The organism is Roseomonas gilardii, from assembly GCF_001941945.1.
Classification (GTDB): Bacteria; Pseudomonadota; Alphaproteobacteria; order Acetobacterales; family Acetobacteraceae; genus Roseomonas.
This window is the reverse complement of record NZ_CP015583.1, coordinates 1,466,898-1,487,703: the sequence shown is the minus strand read 5'-3', so window position 1 is coordinate 1,487,703 and position 20,806 is coordinate 1,466,898. Positions and strand designations below refer to the sequence as shown.

Below are 20,806 nucleotides of genomic sequence, written 5' to 3'. Positions count from 1 at the left end.
CGGCCGGAAAGGACCCGCCCTGCGCGCCCAACGCCGCATTTCCTTCCCGCCATGCCGGTGCCAAGCTGGGCCCATGATCGTCCAGGACAGAACCGGCCCCGAACGCAACAAGGCCGCCGCCGCGCGCCCCGCCGATGCCGCCTCCCTCATCCTCTGGCGGCAGTCCCGGCAGGGGGTGGAAGTGCTGATGGGCCTGCGCAGCCGTGCCCACCGCTTCATGCCCGGCGTGCTGGTCTTCCCGGGCGGCAGGCTGGACCCGGCGGACCGGCGAACCCCCGCCCTCACCCCCCTCGCCGCCCCGACCCGGCAGGCGCTGGAACGCCGCGCCACGCCCCGCACCGCCCATGGCCTGGCCGTCGCCGCCGCGCGGGAACTGCAGGAGGAAACCGGCCTGCTGCTGGGCGAGGTCGCGCCGGGCGGCACGCTGCGCCCCGACCTCGCGCCGCTCGGCTATCTCTGCCGGGCCGTCACGCCCCCCACCATGTCGATCCGCTTCAACGCGCGCTTCCTGCTCGCCCCCGCCGAGGCGGTGCGCGGCAGCCTCGCCGGCTCCGGGGAGCTGGAGGAGCTCGGCTGGTATCCGGTGGAGGGCAGCCCTGGCCCTGCCCTGGCCCCCATCACCGCCTGCGTGCTGCGGGAGTTCCGCGCCCTGCTCGCCCTGCCGCCCGGGGCGCGGGACGAGCGGCCGCTCTTCCGCTTCGCGGGCTTCGACAACCGGTTTCCGGAATACCTGCCGCGCCGGCGGAAAGCCTGACCCGCAGGGGTCACGACCCGGGTCCGCAGCCCGGGAGCGTGCCGCGGTGTCCGGCGGCGCTGGTATGGCTCCGGAGCGGGGGCGGCCTGTAGGATGCGCTGCGCCGCTCTCTGGAGACCGCCATGGCCATGCAGTTCAACCATGTCGCCAACCGCCTCGACACCCGGCATTTCGAGACGGTGGTCATGATGCTGACCACCCGGCTCGGCTTCGTCGAGCTGCGGCGCACCGAGCGTTCGATCTGGCTACGGCAGCCCGGCACTAATATCGACCTGCAGTTCAGCCAGAGCACGAATCCACGCCGCGACGAGGACAAGCTGCGCTCCCAGATCGCCTTCCTGAGCGACACGCCGCGCGCCGACCTGGAGGCCCTGGCCGAATGGGCCGCGCGAAACGGGCTGGAAGCCGTGGTCGGCGATTATTCCCCCCGGGAGTTCTACCTCGACATCCCGTCAGCCTTCGTGGACTTCGTGATCGAGGCCATGCTTCCGGAACTGGCCGATTACGGCGTGTCCGTCTGACGCAGAGGCGGCGCCCGGCTTCCGGAACCCCCTCCGCCGGGGGCCGGAGACGGCGCGATTTGCCTCGGGATATCACGGTCCTTATCACTGCGCGAGGATCTGGTCCCGGTGCGATGATACGGCCCCCGATGGGCCGTCCACCGCGGGGAACGAAGCGGGAGAGCCTGACAGATGGAAACACGCGCCGCGGTGGCCTGGGCCGCCGGACAGCCCCTGACCATCGAGACCGTCCGGCTGGACGGCCCGAAGCCCGGCGAGGTGCTGGTGGAGATCATGGCCACCGGCGTCTGCCACACCGACGCCTACACCCTCTCCGGCGCGGATTCGGAGGGCAAGTTCCCCGCCATCCTGGGGCATGAGGGCGCGGGCATCGTGCGCGAGGTGGGCGCCGGCGTTTCCAGCGTGAAGGTGGGCGACCACGTCATCCCGCTCTACACGCCGGAATGCCGCAACTGTAAGTCCTGTCTCAGCCAGCGCACCAACCTCTGCACCGCCATCCGCAGCACGCAGGGCCAGGGCGTGATGCCCGACGGCACCAGCCGCTTCCATTGCGAACCCGCCACCCCGGCGCGCAGCCAGGCGACGGGCGACACCGTCTTCCACTACATGGGCTGCTCGACCTTCTCGAACTTCACCGTCCTGCCGGAGATCGCGGTGGCCAAGGTCCGGGAAGACGCGCCCTTCGACAAGATCTGCTACATCGGCTGCGGCGTCACCACCGGCATCGGCGCGGTGATCAACACCGCCAAGGTCTGGCCGGGCGCCAATGTCGTGGTCTTCGGCCTGGGCGGCATCGGGCTGAACGTCATCCAGGGCGCGCGCATGGTCGGCGCCGACCGGATCGTGGGCGTGGACATCAACCCGGCCAAGGTCGCGATGGCGCGGAAGTTCGGCATGACTGACTTCATCAACCCGGCCGAGCTGGGCAACGACAAGGTCGTGCAGGCCATCCTCGACGTCACCGGCGGCGGCGCGGACTTCTCCTTCGACTGCACGGGCAACGTGAACGTCATGCGCCAGGCGCTGGAATGCTGCCATCGCGGCTGGGGCGAGAGCATCGTCATCGGCGTGGCCGAGGCGGGCAAGGAGATCTCCACCCGCCCCTTCCAGCTCGTCACCGGGCGCGTCTGGAAGGGCTCGGCCTTCGGCGGCGCGCGCGGCCGCACCGACGTGCCGAAGATCGTGGACTGGTACATGGAGGGGAAGATCAACATCGACGACCTGATCACCCACACCATGCCGCTGGACCAGATCAACCACGCCTTCGACCTGATGCACGAGGGCAAGTCGATCCGCAGCGTCGTCACCTTCTGATGGAGGTCCTCGCCAGCACGCGGAGCTTCGGCGGCACGCAGCTCGTGTGCCGCCACGACAGCGCGGCCACCGGCACGCCGATGCGCTTCGGGCTCTACCTGCCGCCCCAGGCGGAGGAGGCGGGGGCAAGGCTCCCGCTCCTCTGGTTCCTGTCCGGCCTGACCTGCACCGAGGCGAACTTCACCGAGAAGGCGGGCGCCCAGCGCCTCGCCGCCGAGTTCGGGCTGATGCTGGCGGTGCCCGACACCTCCCCACGGGGAGAGGGCGTGGCCGACGACCCGGCCTACGACCTGGGCCAGGGCGCGGGCTTCTGGCTCGACGCCACCGAGGCGCCCTGGGCGCCGCATTTCCGCATGGAAAGCTGGGTCACGGGCGAGTTGCCGGACCTGCTGGCGGCGGAGTTCCCGGTGGATCTCGCACGCCAGTCCGTCTTCGGCCATTCCATGGGCGGCCATGGCGCGCTGACCCTGGCGCTGCGCCATCCGGGGCGTTTCCGCTCCGTCTCGGCCTTCGCCCCCATCGTCTCGCCGATGCGCTGCCCCTGGGGGGAGAAGGCGCTCACCGCCTATCTCGGCCCGGACCGCGCGCGCTGGCGCGGCCACGACGCCACGGCGTTGATCGAGGATGGCGCCCGCGTCGCCGCGATCCTGGTGGACCAGGGCATGGCGGACCAGTTCCTGGAAGGCCAGCTCAAGCCGGAACTATTGCGCGAGGCCTGCGACCGGGCCGGCATCCCGCTGACCCTGCGGATGCAGGAGGGGTACGACCACTCCTACTACTTCATCGGCAGCTTCGTGGCCGATCATCTCCGCTGGCACGCGGAACGCCTCGGCGCCTGAGGGGGCACATGACGGGGCCGGGCCGGCGGCAAGGCCCCGTCAGGGCCCGGACCTAGCTTCCATCCGGCGTCTGGACCCTCCAGACGTCGTGAACGCTGTGTGTCGATGTGATGCCCTGGAGCCGTTCCGGATATCTCGTGAGGATGTCGTGGGCGAACTCACGCGCCTGCGCATCGCCGGTTCCCGAGGGGGCGGAGAACTCGACGATCCCGTGCTGCCCGTCGATGGAGGCGTCGAAGCTCCATCTGTCCCGGCCCGGCTTGTCCTCCATCGGACGATGGACACCCGCGTATATCTCGATCGCCATGGTGATATCCGGCCGCCGTTGAAACTGTCTCCGTAACGACCATAGGCCGGCGGCGGCGGACATCAACAGATATCGCGCCCCGCATGGCTGTCCGCTCCGCAATCCGGTGCCGCCGCTGTGGCCATCCCCGGTCCGGCACGCGATAATCGCGCCCTTCCGACGCTGCCCGCGCACGAGGCCCCATGAGCACCGCTTTTCCCGAGACCCTGACCGACCTGAGCGAGACGCTGCCCGAGCGCGTCCGCGGCCTGGGCAGCAGCCAGATCGCCGAGGTGGCCGACCTTGCCCGCGAGGACCCCGCCGTCATCAAGCTCTGGATCGGCGAGGGCGACCTCCCCACCCCGGATTTCGTGACCGAGGCGGTGGTGCAGGCGCTGCGCGAGGGCCATACCCGCTACACCTATTCCCTGGGCCTGCCCCGGCTGCGGCAGGCGCTGGCCGACTACCACCGCCGCCACTGGGGGGTGGAGGTCGCACCCTCGCGCTTCTCCGTGACCTCGGGCGGCATGAACGCGGTGATGCAGGCCTTCCAGGCGGTGCTGGAACCGGGCGACGAGGTCGTCCACCCCTCCCCCGCCTGGCCGAACCTGCTGGAGGCCGCGCGCATCTGCGGCGGCGTGCCCGTGCCCGTCAGCTATCGCCGCAACGCCGGGGGCGGCTTCGTGCTGTCGCTGGAGGACCTCTTCGCGGCGGTGACGGAACGCACGAAGGTCATCGTCATCAACTCGCCCTCCAACCCCACGGGTTGGGTGATGCCGCGCGCGGACATGGAGCGTCTGCTGGCCTTCGCCCGGGAGCGGAGGATCTGGATCCTCTCCGACGAGGTGTACAACCACTTCACCTACGGCAATGCCATCGCCCCCTCCTTCCTGGAGATCGCGCGCCCCGACGACCGGCTGCTGGTGACCAACACCTTCAGCAAGAACTGGGCGATGACCGGCTGGCGGGCCGGCTGGGTGGTCTATCCGCAGGGGCTGGACGCCACCTTCGCCAAGCTGAACCAGTACAACACCACCTCGATCCCGACCTTCGTGCAGCATGCGGCGATCGTGGCGCTGGAACAGGGCGACAGCTTCATCCGCAAGATGGTCGGCCGCTGCGCCGAGAGCCGCCAGATCTTCGTGGACGGCCTCTCCCGCCTGCCCGGCGTGACGCTGAGCGTGCCGGAGGGCGCCTTCTACCTGTTCTTCTCGGTGGAGGGGGAGAAGAGCGCCCTCGACCTCGCCAAGCGGGTGCTGCGGGAGGCCAAGGTGGGCGTGGCACCCGGCACCGCCTTCGGCCCGGCGGGCCAGGGCTGCCTGCGCCTGTGCTTCGCCATCTCGCCGGAACTGGCGCGGGAGGCGATGGCACGGCTGGAGGGCTTCTTCACTCGCCGCTGAGGCGCGGGGGGCGGGCCGGGGAGCGCCGGCCCATGCCGGGCGGCGCGGTCCGGCCTCCCCGACCCGTCCCGGGCCTGACGGCGCGGGAAAGGCGGGGCCGGACAGGGGCGCGGCCAAGGCCACGCCCCATGCGGGCCGGGAAAGGAGGCGATCAGTCCTCCTCGTATTCCTCGTCCTCGTCCTCATCGACCAGCGGCACGAGGAACATGATGACCGGCCCGTCATCCTCCTCGTCCTCCTCGTCCTCTTCCTCCAGCTCCACCTGGCGGAACTCGGCGATCTCCTCCTCGGTGGCCGGGCGCCAGTTCAGCGCGGCCTCGCCGTCCCAGAGGGGGCCATCCTCGCCCTCCAGGTCCAGAAGATCGTCGCGGAAATCCTTGCCCTCGAAGATCTCGCGGGCCTCGTCTTCCCCGGCATCGGTGATGGCAACCGGCTTGCCGCCGATCTCAAGCGTGAACATGGCTGGTTCCTTGCCTCCGGCAGCGCTTCGCCGCTTCCGGTAGTTTCGATCGGGCCACGGCGATTCCAAGGGGAGCCGCCGCGATCTGTCCCGGCAAGCGGAGCGAGGCTTGCGCCCCCCGCTCTAGCCGCAGGCGCCGCCGCGGGAAATGGCGACGGCACCGATTCGCCGGAATGTCACCGCCTCCCAGCCCGGCGGCAAGCCCTTTCCTGCGCCATCATTTTCCGCCACCGCGTTCTGCCGCCGCATTCCGCCTTTGAACCCGGCCGTCAGCCGGGCGATGCGCGGAAGCCACCGGCCTCCTGCCGTGCCTGCCCTTCCGCCGTCAGCTTCAGCAGATGCGCGAGCAGGCTGCGCGCCGCCCCGCGCACGAGGCGCGGGTCCAGGGCCGGGCCATAGACCGGCGGGACCAGATCCTCCGCGCTCACCCTCCCCGCCGCCGCGCGCAGCGCCGCCAGAACCTTGGCCTCGCGCGCCTCCCGGTGGCGGACCAGGGCGGCAAGGAAGGGCGCGGGGCGAGGCAGGACGGGGCCGTGGCCCGGCAGCATCAGCCGGTCGTCGCGCGCCGCGATCCGGGCCAGGGAACGCATGTAGTCCGCCATGTCGCCATCCGGCGGAGAAACGACGCTGGTGGACCAGGACATGGCGAGGTCGGCGCTGAAGAGCAGCCCCGGCCCCTCCGTCACGAAGCAGAGATGGTTGGCGCAGTGGCCGGGCGTGTGCAGGGCGCGCAGGCGCCAGCCCCCACCCTCCACCGCCGCGCCATCGGCCAGCAGCGCATCCGGGCGGAAGGCGTGGTCCGCTCCCATCCCGCCAGCCTCCGGCGGCGTGGGGTGCGGGCCCCAGGCCAGCACCGGCGCACCGGTCGCGGCGGCCAGGGCCGGGGCGCCTTCCGAATGGTCCAGATGCGTGTGGGAGACCAGGATCCGCGTGATCCGCTCGCCGCGCGTGGCGCGCAGGATGGCGTCGCGATGCGCCGCATCCTCCGGCCCGGGGTCGAGCAGCGTGACCTCGCCCCGGCCGATCAGCCAGGTGTTGGTGCCGCGGAAGGTGAGCGGCCCGGCATTGCCGCAGAGGAGGCGCCGGACGGGCGGAATCCCGCCCGCCGCATCGCCGGCCACGACCTCCCGCGCCTCGCCGGGCGGCAGGTCGTCCTCGGTGAGGAACGGGATGCTCATTCGCCGGCCACCGCCTCGCGGGGCTTGGCGCAGGGCTCGGCCACCGGCCCGGGCCTTGGGCGGCCCGGCAGGATGGCGAGGCCGGCACCCACGATGAGGAGCGCCCCCAGGATCATCACCAGCGACGGCGCGTCGCCGAAGACGGTCCAGCCGATGATCGTCGCCCAGATCAGCCCGCAATAGGTATAGGGGCCAAGCGCCGAGACCTGGGCGGAGGCGAAGGCCTCCGTCTGCAGCACCTGGGCCAGTCCGCCCAGCGTGCCGAGCAGGACCAGCAGGCCGAACTGCCCCCATGTCGGCGTCACCCAGACGAAGGGCAGCGCGCAGGTCATGATCGCCGTCATCAGGATGGCCTGCCAGAGGGTGATGGTGGAACTGCTCTCGGTGGCGGAGAGCTGGCGGATCTGGAGCGTGGTCAGCGCCGAGATCAGCCCCTGCGTCACCGCCGCCGCATAGGCCCAACCCGGAGCGCTGCCACCGCCCATCCCGCCCTGGCCCAGCGCCACCGTCACCACGCCGAGGAAGCCCACCAGCACCGCCAGCCAGCGCCGCCGGTCGGGCTGCTCGCCGAGGAAGGGGATGGCCAGGATCGTGATGAAGAGCGGCTGCGTGTAGCCCAGCACCTGCTGCTCCGCGAGCGGCAGCACGCTCACCGCCAGGAAGGACAGGCTCATCGCCATCAGCCCGGTGCTGGCCCGGATCACATGCCCGCCGAAGCGCCGCGTGCGCAGCGTGATCGTGCCGCGCGAAGCGATCAGCAGCACCATGGGCAAGGAGAAGAGGTTGCGGAAGAACATCAGCTCCGGGACGGGGATGGTGGTCCCGAGCTGCTTCACCAGCGCGTTCATCAACTGCCAGATCAGCCCGGCCGAGACGATCAGCAGGGCGCCGCGCCGCAGGTCGTGCCTCATGCCCCCATCCTCACGTCCCCGGTCCTCATGCTCCCGGTCCTCATGCCATGGTCCTCGCGGCCAGGGGCGCCGGCGTGGCGGCGGTCTTGCCCTCCCCCTGGATCTCCCTTCGGCGCTTCTCGCGCGCCCGGATGCGCTCCCGGTGCAGGTTGTACAGGCCGGCGCAGACCACCACGCCGGCACCGGCGAAGGTGGTCCAGGCGGGCATGTCGCCCCAGATCAGGAAGCCGAGCGCCGTGCCCCAGAGGATCGGCGTGTATTCCAGCGGCGCCAGGGTGCTGACCGGCGCCATGGCATAGCCCCGCGCCAGCAGGTAATGCGCCAGCCCATGCGCCAGCCCGCACATCGCCACCAGCGCCAGGGCGAAGAGCGAGGGCCATTCCGCCGGCAGCGGGAAGAAGGGCAGCATCAGCAGCCCCGCCGGCAACTGCCCGAACATCAGCCAGAAGGTGATGGTGGTCGGCTTGTCGGTGCGCGCCAGGACACGGGTCCAGATCCGCGTCATCGCCAGCATGGCGACCGCGGCCAGGATCAGCACGGTGTTGAGCCCCCAGAGAGCGCCCCCCGGCTGGAACATGAAGAGCACGCCGAGGAAGCCGATGCCCGTGCTGGTCCAGCGCCGCCAGCCCACCGTCTCCCCCAGCATGGGGATGGCGAGAAGGGTCAGCATCAGCGGCGCGGTGGCGGCGACCGCGTAGGTGTCGCCCAAGGCGAGGCCGTGCCGCCAGGCGACGTAGTAGAGGGCCGTCGCCACGACGTTCAGCACGCCGCGCCAGAAGATGATGCGCTTGTTGTTGGGCCAGATCCGGGCGAGGCCGCCGGGCCGGTACACCCCGGCCATGAAGGCGACCGACAGGGTCCCGAAGAGCCCGCGCCAGATCATCGCCCCCGCCGTGCCGAGTTCCGGCAGGGCCCATTTCATCGAGGCGTCCGACAGGGAGAAGACGAGGTAGCTCAGGGCGACGAAGCCGATCCCCCGGACGGCATCATCGACGAGCTTCGGCGCAGTGACCTCGGTGCTGGACACGATTCGCTCCCCGTTCCCGGCGCGTCTGGCCGGTGTCTTCTGTCAGGGTTGTCATTTGTAGGACGAGTTCGCGCCGTGGGGCATGCGCGGGAGACGCTGATCAGCCCCGCGAATCGCCGAAAAGAGTCGCACTGTGTCCTGGCGCACCGTGTCCTGCCGATCCATGCGGCGGCGCAGCATGCGTCTGCCCGGGATCGAGGCAGGGCGCCCCCTCAGTTGTCCCGGACATAGAGGCGGTAGCCCTCGATCTCCCCTTCCTGGTGGTAGTGGCGCCAGGTCGCGGCGAAGAGCGGATGGCGGGAGAAGTATTCGGCGAAGTCGAACTCCCGCCCGCACCAGGGGATGCCCGGGTTGCGGTCGATCAGCACCGCGGCCGGGGGCGCCTTCGCGAAGTCCTCCGCCACGGTACGATAGACGAAGAACTCCGCCCGGCTCATCTCCCAGGGCTGGCGGTAGCGCTCCCCGTTCTCCGGGCAGGTCCGGTACACGCCCTGCAGCAGCCACATGTTCATGGTGCGCAGCGTGGACTGCACATGCGCGTAGTTCAGCGCCGGATAGACCGGATAGATGTCCGGGCTGATGATCAGCAGGCGCTCGCCATAGGCCTCGTGCTTCAGCCAGGCGGTGAGCCGCCCGGCCTTGCTGTCCTCGAAGCCGATCTCGCGGAAGGGCGCCTCGCCGCCGCGCAGCGCGAAGAGCGCAAGCCCCGCCGTGGCCAGGAGCGCCAGCCCGGGCGCCGCCCGCCGCGCCGTGGCCAGGGGCAGGACGGAATCCGCCGCGCGCGCCGCCAGCAGCCCGGCCAGCACGCCGCCCAGCATCAGCACCGGCGCGACGTGGTAGGTCCAGCCCTTGTGCTGCACCCAGGCGGACAGGAAGGCCCCCAGTGCCGCCGCCGCCAGTACCCGCGCCAGAGGGCCGCCCGTGGCGCGAAAAGCGAGCGGCACCAGCGCCAGAAGCAGCGCCGCCGCGACGGCGAGGTTGGGCGTGAACAGCACCGCCCAGGCGCTCTGCCCGCCAAGATCCAGGTAGTACTGCCAGACCAGCGGCACGACATAGCCGAGATAGGCGGGGAAGATCAGCGGGATGGCGGCGAGATAGGCCAGCCAGACCGCGGCCATCGCCCAGGGCGCCGGGTCCCGCAGGGCGCGGCGCGGCCCGCGCCGCAGCAGCACCAGCGCCTCCACCAGCAGGGGCACGGCCAGGAAATGCGGCTTCAGCGCGAAGCCCAGCGCGGCCAGCAGCGTGGTGCCAAGCCAGAGCCCGCGCGGGGTGCGCCGCCCCTCCATCCGGCGGGCGGCCAGCAGGGCGTAAGGCAGCGCCGCCGTGCCCATCAGCACCTCCCGCTGGCCGAAGTCATAGCCAACCACCAGCATCGCCAGCGGCAGCAGCCCCGTCAGCACCGCCGCCTCCACCGTGCCTTCGGCCCGCCCCTCCCGCAGCCGCAGGCAGAGCCACAGGCACAGCCCGGCCAGGGCGAGCAGGCAGAGCTGCAGCGCCTGCACCCCGTCCAGCGGCGTCCAGGCCGCGATCGCCGCCGGGATCAGGTTCAGCGAGAAGATCAGAGGCGGGTTGACGTCGATCAGATCGACATAGAGCCGCTCCCCGGCGAACCAGCGCTCAGAGAAGTTCAGCACCGCCGCCACGTCGTGGTTCAGGGGGGGCGAGAGCACCGCGAGCAGGAAGAGCAGCGCCGGGAGATGGACGGCCAGCCGCAGCAGCCTCGCCCGCAGGTGCGCGGCAGCCGGCGAGTCGGTGGAGAGGCTGCCCACCGCGGGCGCGGCCTCCGCCATGGTCCGGGCCAGGGCATGGGCCTTGGGGGAGGCCGGCGGAGCGCCGGAAGAAGGGCCTGGGGTGTAGCCCGGTGAGGCCGGGCCGGTCTGGTGTGGAGGCGGTTTCATCGTCCGGCGGAACAGGAAGCGGGGGCGGTCACATCCGCGGAAGAATTCCTGGCAGAGGAATGCGGCGGTGGCGAGGCGGGACCGCCTTGTGGCAGCCGCGGCCCCGGCGAATAATCCGCGCCGTGGAGCCCACCGAATACACGCTGATGGACGAGGCCGAGGAAGGCATGTGGTGGTATCGCGCCATCCATGCCCGGCTGGCCCATGCCCTGGCCGCCCTGCCGCCCGGTGCCCGCGTACTGGATGCCGGCTGCGGCACGGGCGGCTTCCTGCGGCGGCTGGAGGGCACGCTTCCCGGGCTGCGGCGCGTCGGCCTGGAATATGACGGCGGTGCCGCGCAGAGGGCCGCCGCCAAGTCCGGCGCCGCCGTGGCCTGCGGCGACGTCAACCGCCTGCCCTTCGCCGATGGCAGCTTCGACGCCGTGGTGTCGGTGGACGTGCTCTGCCACCGGGGCGTGACCGAGTCCCTGGCCCTGGCCGAGTTCCACCGCGTCCTGGCGCCCGGCGGCCGCGTGATCCTGAACCTGCCGGCCTTCGAGTGGCTGCGTTCGGCCCATGACACGCGGGTCCACAACGCCCGGCGCTACACCGCGCCTGCCGCCCGGCGCCTGCTGGCCGGGGCGGGATTCGGCGGTATCGAGACACGCTACTGGAACAGCCTGCTGCTGCCGCTGATGGTGGCGCAGCGAAAGATCCTGTCGCGGGGCGAGGATGCCCCCAGCGATGTCGCGCCCTTTCCGCCCTGGCTCGACGCCGCGCTGACGGCGGTGGACCGCGCGGAGCGGCGCCTGCTCGCCGCCGGGGCGCGCTTTCCCGCCGGGGGGTCGGTGCTGGCGGTGGCCGCGCGGCCCTGAAAAGGGTCTTCCGGCCCGGCGCGTCATCCTGTCCCTTGCCCCGGCACCACACGCGGTGGTTGATATGATCCCACGGCATGCATCCGGACCCCGCCGGGACCCCGCGCTGCACCGGCCGCCACAGCGGGGACGCGCTTGAGATTCCTCTTCCTGGGCAGCACCTTCCGGGCGCTCGACAGCCTCGCCCCGGCCATGGCCGTGCTGCGCGCGGGCGGCCATGCCTGCCGCAGCCTGCTCTATCCCCTGCCTGGCGACGCCTCGCGCGACCGCTTCGCCGGCTGGGCGGAGGGCGCGCACCGCGTTCTGGAACATGATGCCGGAACCGTGGCGGAATACGCCGACCATGCCCGCTCGCCCGGCTTCCTGGAGGAGATCGCGGCGGAGATCGAGGGCTTCCGGCCCGCCGCCCTGGTGCTGGCGGTGAACACCCTGCCCTTCGCCCGGCTCCGCGCGGACCTGCGGGAACGCCTGCCGCCGCCGCGCGCGCCTTTCTGGATCGGTGTCCAGCACGGGCTGGTGCAGCGCTGGGAAGAGATGAACCGGCACGACACCTGCGATGCCTTCCTGGCCTTCGGTCCGCGCGACCTGGGCCGGCTGGCGCCCTGGCTGCGTGCCCGGGCGCGGGTGGCCGGCCTGCCGAAGCTCGACCGGTTGGCGGAACAGCCCACCAGCGACCGGGGCTTCCTGCTCTATGTCGCCGATGCGCGCCCCACCGCCGTGGAGGCGGTGAACCGGCTGCTGACCGCGCTGGAGGCCCGGCTGGGATGCCCCGTGCTGGTGCGCGACCATCCCGCCCGTCCGGGCCTTTACCGCCCCGAGGCCAGCCTGCCGCGCGACCCGGCCTTGCAGGCGCTGGTCGAGGCGGGGGACCCGATCCCTGCCCTGGCGGCCTGCTCGGCGGTGCTGACCAACTACTCCACCCTGGGACTGGAAGCCCTGGCCCTGGGCAAGCCGCTGGTCTCGCTGCCGCTGGACGATGCCCTGGAAGCCTTCGGGGGCATCCCCGGCATGGCCGCCTCGCTGGAGCCGGAGGCCGTGCTCGACGCGCTCCGCCGGGCCCGGGAGGATAGCGCGGCGGTGGAGCGGTTCCTGGGGGATGCCGTCGGCGGCCGCGCGCCGCATCACGCGTCCCGCATGGCACGGGCGCTGGAAAGCCTCACACGGGCGCACCGGCGCCGTGCCGGGAGGCCCATGCCGGACCGGCGCCCCGCCGCCCGGCTGCCGCTCCGCCTTGGCGTGGAGGCGACCGCCTGGCCCGAGGAGAACCGGCTGGCGCTGCGGGGCTTCGTGGCGGCGGACCCGCCGGTCACCCGCATCCGGCTGCGCCATGGCGGGGAGCCGCTGGGCGAGGCCGAGGTGGCCGGCCGCCGCCCGGATCTGGCGGATGCCTTCGCGGATTACGGGCGCATCGCCACCGGCTGGCGTCTGGACTGCCCGCTCCCCGAGGCGCCTGGCCTGTTGGAGGTCGAGCTCCTGGACGAGACGGGGCCACGGGGCATCCGGACCCTGCATCCCCGGATGACGCGCGTCACGCCCGGATGAGCCCCTTCGCATCTTTCGGACGACCTGTCGCAGTTCCGAAGCACACCGGTCATTTTTTGGCCTAAAGAGAGCGCCATCATCCACCCTGGCCGCCCGCCCCCGGGCCGCCGCTCCGGACCGTGTTCCGCCGGCGAGAAGGACGACCCCGCCATGTTTCCCCTGCCCTCCGCATCGGCCGTGCCCCCGCCCCGGGACGGCTTCCAGGGCCTCAGCATCGTCGTCCCGGTGTATCGCGGCGCGGCCACGGTGGGCCGGCTGGTGGAAGCGCTGTCCGCCCTGCGCCCCGCCGGCGGCATCGAGATCATCCTGGTGAACGACGGCAGCCCGGACAATTCCGGCGATGTCTGCCGGCGCCTGATCGAGACCGCCACGGTGCCGCTCACCTATGTCGAGCACGCGCGCAACTTCGGCGAGCACAACGCGGTCATGAGTGGGCTGCGCCGGGTCCGGGGCAGCTACGTCATCACCATGGACGACGACCTGCAGAACCCGCCGGAGGAGGTCGTGCGGCTCTACGACCATGCCCGGCTTGGCGGCTGGGACGTGGTGTACACGCGCTATGCGGAGAAGAAGCACGAGGCCTGGCGCAACATCGGCTCGCGCTTCGCCAACAAGGTGGCCGACAGCCTGCTGGACAAGCCGGCCGGCCTCTACCTCTCTTCCTTCCGCTGCATGTCCGCGCTCGTGGTGGATAACATCACCCGCTACACCGGCCCCTATCCCTATATCGACGGGCTGGTCATGCAGGTGACGCAGCGGATCGATTCCATCGAGGTCCGCCACCTCGCCCGCGCCGAGGGCCGTTCCAACTACACGCTGCGCCGGCTGATCCGGCTCTGGCTGAACCTCGCCACCTCCTTCTCGGTGAAGCCGCTGCGCATGGCCGGGCTCGCCGGCATCGCCATGGGCCTGCTGGGCCTGCTCGGCGCCTGCTGGGTCGTGGCCGAGACCTTCGTCCACGGGATGCCCTCCGGCTGGCCCTCGCTGATGGTGGTCACGCTACTGATCGCGGGCGTGCAGTTCGTCATCCTGGGCGTGCTGGGCGAGTATGTCGGCCGCGCCTTCCTGTCCGCCAACGGCAAGCCGCAGGGCGTGGTGCGGGAGGAGCTGCGGGCGCGGCCGGAGGCGCCGCCCCATGAGCCCGCCGTGGCAGCCGTGCAGCGGGATGGTGCCGAAGTCCGATGACGCCGTCCTGGATTGCACTCGCCGCGGCGATCGGCACCTCGCTGCTCGGCCAGATCCTGCTCAAGGCCGGCACGCTGGGCGAGGGCGGCTTCCTCACCCAGCTCTTCCGCTGGCAGACCATCATCGGGCTCGGCGCCTATGGCGGCGCGGCGTTGCTCTACATCGTGGCGCTGCGCAAGCTGCCGATGAGCGTGGCGCTGCCCTGCACCGCCGTCTCCTATGTCGCGGTCGCGGCGATCGGGCATTTCGCCTTCGGCGAGATGCTGGGCCCGGCCAAGGTGGCGGCGCTCGGGCTGATCTGCGCCGGGGTCGCCCTGCTCGCCGTGGCCTGACATGGCCGGTCCCGCTGCCGGGATCACGCGCGGCGGGCGCGGCCTTCCCGCCCTCGCCGTGGCACTGGCCCTTTCCGCCTGTGCCGCGCCGCCTGCCGCTCCGGCCATCGCCTGCCCGGACGGGCTGCGGCAGGGCGTGGTGGCGGAGCTCTTCTTCGGCCGGAACCGCGATGGCGCTCAGGTGGTCGGCGAGGCTGCCTGGGATGCCTTCCTCGCCACCGAGGTCACGCCCCGCTTTCCGGATGGGCTGACGGTGCTCGACGCCATCGGCCAGTGGCGTGGCGCGGATGGACACGCGGGGCGCGAGGCATCGAAGCTGCTGATCCTCGCCCTGCCCGGTGCCAGTCCGGCCGAGGCCGCGTCCCGGCTGGAGCCCCTCGCCGAAGCCTACCGGCGGCGTTTCCAGCAGGAATCCGTGCTGCGCCTCCTGCGTCCCGCCTGCATCGGCTTCTGATACCGACACGGGTACCGCGCTGGCCGGGTGACGGCACTGTGTCGCCGGGCACGGCGGCTCTGCCAGGATCGGTTGAAGCTGCGTGGAGTTCCTCAATCATCAACCGATCGTGATATCGTTCTAATATCGAAATCACATAATAAATATTCAGCGGGAACCGTGACTTATCATTCAAGTGGATGATGAGTTACAGTAAATCTAAACAACACGACAGAATTGACTCGGAATAACTGCGCCCCGGCAGGGGGAATTCCCTGCCGTTTCGCTGACGAGATCTCTCTGCCTTCCGCCAGGACAGCAACAGACAGGACCCCAGCCATGTCGAGCCCCTGCCACCGCATCCCCGCACTCGATGCCCGCGTGACGCGCCCGGAACAGATCATGCGGCCGCGAGCGGCCATGGCGCCGCGCTCCCTGCGGCGGCAGCAGGTCGATACGGACATCGCCCGCATGACCGGCTTCACGCCGGAGCCGGATCTCTTCAACATCCTGATCCTCAACTACACGATGAAATGCCCGCTGGCCTGCGACTACTGCTGCTACGGCTGCTCGCCGAAGCGCAGCGAGACCATGGACGAGGCGCTGGCGCTGGACCTGGTCGATCAGGCCGCCGAACTCGGCATCTTCGCGCAATGCGGCTTCACCGGCGGCGAGGCGCTGATCTTCCACGACGAGATCATGCGCATCACCGCGCGCATGCAGAAGCACGGCCTGCCCTTCTCCATGATCTCCTCCTGCTACTGGGCGAAGGACATGGCGGAGGCGCGGCGCGTGCTGCGCGACCTCGCCGCCCATGGCATCGACGTCTTCACCGCCACGCACGACCCGAGCCACCAGAACTGGGTGCCGCTGCAATACGTGCGCAACGCCATCGACGCGGCCCGCGAATGCGGCGTGCGCGTCTGCCTCTGCTCCAGCTTCTACGACGACACGATGCGGCTGGAGCAGATCTTCCCCGAATATGCGGGACAGCCCGATATCGACATCGTCAACCGCGTCGTGCTGCCCGATGTCGGGCGCATGGGGCAACGCAACATCTCCGTCACGCCGGCGAGCTACGGCCATGTGCCGCAAAGCCCCGGCTTCGGCAGTTGCTACAAGCGGATCTACCACGACATCACGGTCTTCTGGGATGGCGAGGTCTATCCCTGCTGCTCGGTCTACAACCGCGAGATGCCGAAGCTCAGCCTCGGCAATGTCTATCGCGACACGCTGTCCGAGGTCTGGGATCGCGCCGAGGGCTCCCTGCTGCTGCGGGTGATGAAGAGCCAGAACTTCGCGGAGCTCTACCGCCTGCTGCGGGAGGCCGATGCCGATCTGGCACGCGATCTTCCCGACCCGTCGCAGGCGGTGGGCCCCTGCCATCTCTGCCACCGCCTGTTCCGCGACCCCGTCCTGGCCGACCGCATCCTGGCGGTGATGGAGCGGCTGGAATGCGAGCGGATCACCCAGCTTCTCGCCGCGGTGCGGGCGCAGAAGGGCGATGCGGCCGGGGAGCGTGTCATCCTCGACACCCTCCGCTCGGTCAGCATCGTCTGAGGACGCGCACCTCACGGAAGCGGGGACGGGGCCGCCTCCCCCCGAGGGCCACCTCCCCGCCGTGAACTTCCCGAAACGTCCAGTCCGGAGCAGACAGCCATGTCCGATACAGGCAGTAGCAGCACGGGCCCCTCCGATACGGGCTCTTCGAGCACGGGCAATTTCGAGGCGCTGGAGCAGCGCCTTCTCCAGTCGCCCACCGCGCGCGCCCGCTTCCTGGCGGATACGCTGGAGCTGCTGGAGAAGAACGGGGTCGATGTGAACAGCCCCGACTTCCAGCAGCAGATCCAGCCCTCGCTGGACTTGACGGAAGGCAGCCGCTTCCTGGGCGGCCTGGCCGCCAGCACGGTGGTGGTGGCCATCGCCACGGCGGGCCAGCGCGGCAGCATCGCCAGCCAGGCGGGCAATGCCGCCAGCACCGTGGTGGTGGTCGCCGCCAGCGCCGGACAGCGCGGCAGTCTCGGCACCGATCTCGGCCGGGCCGCCAGCACGGTGGTCATCGTCGCCGCCAGCGCCGGACAGCGCGGCAGCCTCGGCACCGATCTCGGCCGGGCCGCCAGCACCGTGGTCATCGTCGCCGCCAGCGCCGGGCAGCGCGGCAGCCTCGGCACCGATCTCGGCCGGGCCGCCAGCACGGTGGTGGTGGCCATCGCCACGGCCGGGCAGCGCGGCCTGGGCGGCATGGCGGGCCGGCAGGAAGCCACCGTCCAGGGGGCGGGCTTCACCGTGACGGTGCCCGCCGCGGCCACGATCGCCGATGTCGCGCGGGGGCTGCGCGCCCTGGCCGACCTGCTGGTCAATGAGAGCGAGGCGCTGGACCAGCAGATCCAGCAGCTCGCCGCGGGCTCCGGCGGGACGCCGGGTTCGGGCGGCTAGGGCCGGCCGCGCCTCCTGCCCTGGCGGGAGGCGCCGCCGGAACGGAAGGGTGGGGGCGCCCCCGGCGTCATGGTCCAGGCACCCGTTCCGGCGCCGCTCGCCGGGGTGGAGACCATGCGGCACGGGAGTGCCCCCCGACCCAGCCCCATGTCGCGAATGGATGAAGCGGAGAGGACGGATGTTCCAGGTGATCGAAGGCCCCGGCTTCCAGTGGCACGGGCAGGAAGACAACACGCGCGGCACGCGGGAGGCGCTGTCGGTGCGGCGCGTCTGCAGCCAGAACGAGGCCTTCTCGCAGAAGGAGGTGCTGATCGGCGACAACAACCTGCGGCCCATCTCCTTCCTGGAGATGGGGACGCGCCGGGCGCGCTGCGTCACGCAGGTGATCGTCACCGGCCTCGGCCTCGGCACCGGCTTCCTGATCGCGCCCAACCTGCTGCTGACGAACAACCATGTGATCCCGAGCGTGGATCACGCGCGCCAGACCCTGCTGCGCTTCAACTACGAGACGGATGTCTCCGGCCAGCTCATGGCCAGCAGCTACTACAACTGCGCGCCGGACATGCTCTTCGTGACGAGCGAGGCGCTGGACTACACGCTGGTCGGCGTGCAGGGCGATCCGGGGATGCAGTTCGGCTTCGTGCCGCCCTACCGCACCGCCGCCTCGGCCGGCATGCGCGTGAACATCATCCAGCATCCGGGCGGCCAGCCCAAGCAGATCGGGCTGGTGGACAACGAGGTCGCCTATGCGGACGGGCAGGTGGTGCAGTACCTGACCGACACCATGCCAGGCTCCTCCGGCTCGCCGGTCTTCGATGACGGCTGGGCGCTGGTCGCCCTGCACCACAGCGGCGGCTGGATTCCGGAGCCGAACGGCAACAGCACGCATTTCCGCAACGAGGGCATCGCCTTCGCCGCCATCCTGGACGACTGGGCCCGGCTCGGCCTGATCTCCTGAGAGGCGCCCCTCAGTCCTTCCCGGCCGGGTCGCGCGGATAGACCCGGCTGTCATAGGGCGCCGGGTGGAAGCCGGGGTCGAAGAGGCAGGTTTCCGGATAGGCCTTGCGATAGCCCTCGCAGGAGGCCGCGATCGCCGCCGGTTCCGGCGCCTGCTTCGTGTCCACCCAGCGCGACAGGGCCGCGAAGGCGGCGGCGTATTCCGGCGTGTGCAGCTTGCTGTGCACATGCTCCCGCGTGAAGTTCTGCACCAGCAGCCCCGCCGTGCCCGCCTTCTCCCGCACCGCGCGGTAATGGCTCTCGTGCTCGACGAAGGCGGTGGGATCGTCGATCGCGTGGATCGTCAGGGTCGGGATCGTGACCTTGCCGGTCAGGTCGCTGTCCCCGGCCAGTTCCGCCACGGCCTTCGGATCGGCCCGCAGCCGCGCCACGCCCGCGTTCAGTGCCGCGTCGTCGGAGGAGCCCGTGTAGCGCACGCCCTCGTTGCCGAAGGGGCTGCGGCCGCCCAGGCGCTCCGTCACGATGTCGCGGTACAGGAAGGTCGCCCAGTTCATGTGCGAGGCCAGCGTGCGCTCCGGCACCCGCGTCACGGCGGTGATCTCCGCCAGCTTCCGCGCCTGCTCCGGGCTGCGCTCCGCCGCCGGCTTGTCGACGCCGGTGCAGGCATCGACCCGCTCCGCCAGTTCCTTCGCCGTCATCCGCTGACCGGCGGGCAGGCCGATGTTCAGCGGATACTGCGGCTCATCGGGCCTGGGGTGGTTGTGGCAGTAGTACTGGTACACGGCGCGCAGATCGGTGCGGTAGCCATAGCCCTCCGTGCCGCCCGCCAGCACGCCGCTGGTCAGCAGCGCCCCGTCATAGCTGCCGGGATAGAGCTCGATCGCCTTGGCCGCGACATTGCCGCCCCAGGACTGGCCGTGGATGAAGGTGCGCTTCGGCTTCGCCACCTCGGCCACGAAAAGCTGGCGAAGGTTCTCGGTATCCTCCGCCGCCATGCGCACGCCATAGCCGCCGCGGCGGTAGCTGCTGCCGGCCCAGGCATAGCCCTCCGAGACGGTGACGGCGAAGCGCTGGAGGTCCTCCACCGGATCGTCCGGCTTCGGCGCGCCGAGGCGGGGGCCGCCATGGCTGTGCACCACCAGCGTGCCGTTCCAGTCCTTCGGCACCGCGATCCAGTAATAGGCGCCGTTGGCATCGCGCCCGCGCCGACATTCCGTGCCGGCGGGCAGGCCATCGGGGCAGGCGACCGGGCCGGGTGCGGCCCGCGCGGCCGCTGGCGCCAGCACGGGCAGGCCCGCCACCAGCCCGGCCAGGGCCAGGATCGTCTTTCCACGCATCGGCTTTCCTCCCGTGCCGTCCGGCGCGGGAGGCTAGATCAGTCGCCTTGGCGCGGCCAGGACCCCCAGGAAAGCACCTCCCCAGGACGGCTTCAGCAGGGCTCCGCCACGAAGGTCTGGCTGGGCCGCACGAACTCGTCCTGTGCCGCCACGGTCAGGATCTCGCGCGAACCCGCCTCGGCCGTCCGCCGCAGCAGCCCGTGGATCGAGGACGCGGCGGAGGAGACCGCCACCCGCGCATCGCCCCAGCGCAGCCGGTGGAACAGGAACAGCGCCGCGATGGCATCGCCCGCCCCGTTGACCGAGATCGGCAGCAGCGGGGTGCGGACGCGCCAGAAATGCCCGCCCTCCGCCGCCAGCATCTCAATGGCGTCGGCCGGCGTGTCCTCCACCCGCAGCGAGGTCACGAGCACGCAGCGCGGGCCCCGTTCCTGCAGGGCGCGCACGGCCTCCTTCGCCTCGGCCAGCGTGCCGACGGCGCGCCCGGTCAGCCATTCCAGCTCGAACTGGTTGGGGGTGACGATATCGGCGGCGGGCAGGGCCCGGTCGCGCATGAATTCCGGGATGCCCGGGCGGACGAAGACCCCGCGCCCGACATCGCCGATCACCGGGTCGCAGCAATAGAGCGCCTGCGGGTTGGCCGCCCGCACCCGCGCCACCGCTTCCAGGATCGCCTCGCCGATCGCGGCATCGCCCATGTAGCCGGACAGCACCGCGTCGCAGGTGCCGAGCACGCCGCGCTCCTCGATCCCCGCCACCAGTTCGCGGATCAGCTCCGCCCCGAAGACCTGGCCACGCCAGGCGCCATAGCCCGTGTGGTTGGAGAACTGCACGGTGTTGAGCGCCCAGACCTCGGCGCCCAGCCGCTGCAGCGGGAACACGGCGGAGGCATTGCCGACATGGCCATAGGCGACCCAGGACTGGATGGAGAGGATGTTCATCGCGGCTTCACCAAGGAGAGACGATCGCACATCACCGGTTTGGGCGCGGCGCGGGCCGGGGGCAAGGCCATCCGGCCGGGCGGGGCCCTGCCCGGCGGTTCCTGTCGCGGGGTCTTGCCATGGGGCCTTGCCATGGGGCCTTGCCATGGGGCCTTGCCATGGGGCCTTGATGGTTGCGCCGCCGGGGCGTGGCGGCTAGAA

General features: G+C 71.2%; 21 protein-coding genes. 13 read left to right on the top strand and 8 right to left on the bottom strand.

Annotated features, from left to right (window positions below):
- Positions 1 to 73: 73 nt before the first annotated feature.
- The 4 genes from RGI145_RS06705 (at position 74) to fghA (ending at position 3,428) form a co-directional block, all read left to right on the top strand.
- Positions 74 to 754, top strand: coding sequence for an NUDIX hydrolase (locus RGI145_RS06705; protein WP_075797754.1), 681 nt, complete (start codon positions 74 to 76; stop codon positions 752 to 754).
- A 122-nt stretch (positions 755 to 876) separates the two neighbouring features.
- Positions 877 to 1,275 carry a VOC family protein gene (locus RGI145_RS06700; protein WP_208863939.1) on the top strand — a complete coding sequence of 133 codons (399 nt, stop codon included), beginning with the start codon at positions 877 to 879 and terminating at the stop codon, positions 1,273 to 1,275.
- 171 nt (positions 1,276 to 1,446) lie between these two features.
- Positions 1,447 to 2,589: an S-(hydroxymethyl)glutathione dehydrogenase/class III alcohol dehydrogenase gene (locus RGI145_RS06695; protein WP_075797753.1), complete on the top strand. Its 1,143-nt coding sequence runs from the start codon at positions 1,447 to 1,449 to the stop codon at positions 2,587 to 2,589.
- Entirely contained in the window at positions 2,589 to 3,428 is an 840-nt protein-coding gene (fghA, locus tag RGI145_RS06690; protein WP_075797752.1) for an S-formylglutathione hydrolase, read from the top strand. Before RGI145_RS06695 ends, fghA begins: the two co-directional genes overlap by 1 nt.
- 52 nt (positions 3,429 to 3,480) lie before the next feature.
- On the opposite strand, the gene RGI145_RS06685 is transcribed toward fghA, so the two are convergent.
- Positions 3,481 to 3,735: a hypothetical protein gene (locus RGI145_RS06685; RefSeq protein ID WP_075797751.1), complete on the bottom strand. Its 255-nt coding sequence runs from the start codon at positions 3,733 to 3,735 to the stop codon at positions 3,481 to 3,483.
- 182 nt (positions 3,736 to 3,917) lie between these two features.
- On the opposite strand from RGI145_RS06685, the gene RGI145_RS06680 reads away from it, so the two are divergent.
- The gene (locus RGI145_RS06680; RefSeq protein WP_075797750.1) at positions 3,918 to 5,114 is read left to right on the top strand and encodes a pyridoxal phosphate-dependent aminotransferase; all 1,197 of its coding nucleotides are present in this window, start codon (positions 3,918 to 3,920) and stop codon (positions 5,112 to 5,114) included.
- 151 nt (positions 5,115 to 5,265) lie between these two features.
- On the opposite strand, the gene RGI145_RS06675 is transcribed toward RGI145_RS06680, so the two are convergent.
- The 5 genes from RGI145_RS06675 to RGI145_RS06655 form a co-directional block, all read right to left on the bottom strand.
- On the bottom strand, positions 5,266 to 5,574 hold the full coding sequence (locus RGI145_RS06675; protein WP_027279769.1) for a hypothetical protein: 309 nt from the start codon (positions 5,572 to 5,574) through the stop codon (positions 5,266 to 5,268).
- A 269-nt stretch (positions 5,575 to 5,843) separates the two neighbouring features.
- Positions 5,844 to 6,752: an MBL fold metallo-hydrolase gene (locus tag RGI145_RS06670; protein WP_075797749.1), complete on the bottom strand. Its 909-nt coding sequence runs from the start codon at positions 6,750 to 6,752 to the stop codon at positions 5,844 to 5,846.
- Complete coding sequence (locus RGI145_RS06665) at positions 6,749 to 7,663, bottom strand: DMT family transporter (RefSeq protein ID WP_075797748.1); 915 nt, start codon at positions 7,661 to 7,663, stop codon at positions 6,749 to 6,751. The genes RGI145_RS06670 and RGI145_RS06665 overlap by 4 nt, the downstream gene beginning before the upstream one ends.
- Positions 7,664 to 7,703: 40 nt before the next feature.
- A complete protein-coding gene (locus tag RGI145_RS06660; protein WP_075797747.1) occupies positions 7,704 to 8,690 on the bottom strand; it encodes a DMT family transporter in 987 nt (328 codons plus the stop codon).
- Between the two features lie 212 nt (positions 8,691 to 8,902).
- Entirely contained in the window at positions 8,903 to 10,480 is a 1,578-nt protein-coding gene (locus RGI145_RS06655; protein WP_075797746.1) for a hypothetical protein, read from the bottom strand.
- 230 nt (positions 10,481 to 10,710) lie between these two features.
- On the opposite strand from RGI145_RS06655, the gene RGI145_RS06650 reads away from it, so the two are divergent.
- The 8 genes from RGI145_RS06650 to RGI145_RS06615 all read left to right on the top strand — a co-directional run bounded on the left by RGI145_RS06650 (position 10,711) and on the right by RGI145_RS06615 (position 18,328).
- Positions 10,711 to 11,442 (top strand): class I SAM-dependent methyltransferase, encoded by a 732-nt coding sequence (locus RGI145_RS06650; RefSeq protein WP_075797745.1) that lies wholly within the window; start codon positions 10,711 to 10,713, stop codon positions 11,440 to 11,442.
- 135 nt (positions 11,443 to 11,577) lie between these two features.
- On the top strand, positions 11,578 to 12,984 hold the full coding sequence (locus tag RGI145_RS06645; protein WP_075797744.1) for a hypothetical protein: 1,407 nt from the start codon (positions 11,578 to 11,580) through the stop codon (positions 12,982 to 12,984).
- 150 nt (positions 12,985 to 13,134) lie between these two features.
- Positions 13,135 to 14,169, top strand: a complete 1,035-nt coding sequence (locus RGI145_RS06640; protein WP_075797743.1) for a glycosyltransferase family 2 protein — start codon at positions 13,135 to 13,137, stop codon at positions 14,167 to 14,169.
- On the top strand, positions 14,166 to 14,501 hold the full coding sequence (locus RGI145_RS06635; RefSeq protein ID WP_075797742.1) for a DMT family transporter: 336 nt from the start codon (positions 14,166 to 14,168) through the stop codon (positions 14,499 to 14,501). Before RGI145_RS06640 ends, RGI145_RS06635 begins: the two co-directional genes overlap by 4 nt.
- Before the next feature lies 1 nt (position 14,502).
- Positions 14,503 to 14,955: a DUF3574 domain-containing protein gene (locus RGI145_RS06630; RefSeq protein WP_075797741.1), complete on the top strand. Its 453-nt coding sequence runs from the start codon at positions 14,503 to 14,505 to the stop codon at positions 14,953 to 14,955.
- Positions 14,956 to 15,273: 318 nt separating this feature from the next.
- On the top strand, positions 15,274 to 16,494 hold the full coding sequence (locus RGI145_RS06625; protein WP_075797740.1) for a radical SAM/SPASM domain-containing protein: 1,221 nt from the start codon (positions 15,274 to 15,276) through the stop codon (positions 16,492 to 16,494).
- Between the two features lie 99 nt (positions 16,495 to 16,593).
- Positions 16,594 to 17,370: a hypothetical protein gene (locus tag RGI145_RS06620; protein WP_075797739.1), complete on the top strand. Its 777-nt coding sequence runs from the start codon at positions 16,594 to 16,596 to the stop codon at positions 17,368 to 17,370.
- A gap of 178 nt (positions 17,371 to 17,548) precedes the next feature.
- Entirely contained in the window at positions 17,549 to 18,328 is a 780-nt protein-coding gene (locus tag RGI145_RS06615) for a trypsin-like serine peptidase (protein ID WP_075797738.1), read from the top strand.
- Between the two features lie 10 nt (positions 18,329 to 18,338).
- Here RGI145_RS06615 and RGI145_RS06610 read toward each other — a convergent pair whose 3' ends face one another.
- Positions 18,339 to 19,664, bottom strand: coding sequence for an alpha/beta hydrolase family protein (locus RGI145_RS06610; protein ID WP_075797737.1), 1,326 nt, complete (start codon positions 19,662 to 19,664; stop codon positions 18,339 to 18,341).
- A 92-nt stretch (positions 19,665 to 19,756) separates the two neighbouring features.
- Complete coding sequence (gene pdxY, locus RGI145_RS06605) at positions 19,757 to 20,605, bottom strand: pyridoxal kinase PdxY (protein ID WP_075797736.1); 849 nt, start codon at positions 20,603 to 20,605, stop codon at positions 19,757 to 19,759.
- Between the last annotated feature and the right edge of the window lie 201 nt (positions 20,606 to 20,806).